This window comes from Pseudomonas sp. S4_EA_1b, from assembly GCF_016307435.1.
GTDB lineage: Bacteria > Pseudomonadota > Gammaproteobacteria > Pseudomonadales > Pseudomonadaceae > Aquipseudomonas > Aquipseudomonas rhodesiae.
Window position 1 is genome coordinate 57,152 of the sequence record NZ_JAEILC010000021.1, and the last position, 511, is coordinate 57,662.

Sequence of the window (511 nt, forward strand, 5' to 3'; positions counted from 1 at the left end):
ATCAGCGAAGTGGGCAGAAAGACTGCTTGGGCTGCTGCAGCGAGCGCTCTGATGCTGCCAGTCGCGGGCGCCGGTATTATCTATAACGGTGTGCTTGAGGATCGTCCTCAGAACCAGCGAGATTTAGTGCAGGCCTGGCTGGATGTGCAGTCGTCTCAATCGGGCCCCCTGATTTATCCTGGCCGCCGCTCGTATTCGTCGGAGTTTTATAGCCGGGGAATGTCCAAAAGCATCAAAGATCCTGACAAGTGGCCTCGCGACAGATCGTTCTACCTTTCCAGGCGTTTGCGCGACAGCGATTCTGATCTACCTGTAGACGTTGGTTGCAAAATAATCACTGAAACGAACGCGAGCCAACTGCTTCTATGCCGCTGGAAGGACACTGCACAGGATGGTGAAAATATTCTAGGAGATAGTGCTACTGGCTCCCGTTGAAAGTAAGAGCCCGGCGAAGAGAGTATTTAAATTTCTAGCTGCTTTTCAGTTTAAAGTGAATAATCCATCTCAGGAT

Annotated in this window: 1 pseudogene; it reads left to right on the plus strand. The window is 51.1% G+C overall.

Annotated elements, in window-relative coordinates:
• Positions 1 to 435: pseudogene (locus tag YA0848_RS35945) on the plus strand (phospholipid carrier-dependent glycosyltransferase); the annotation flags it as partial.
• Positions 436 to 511: the final 76 nt, after the last annotated feature.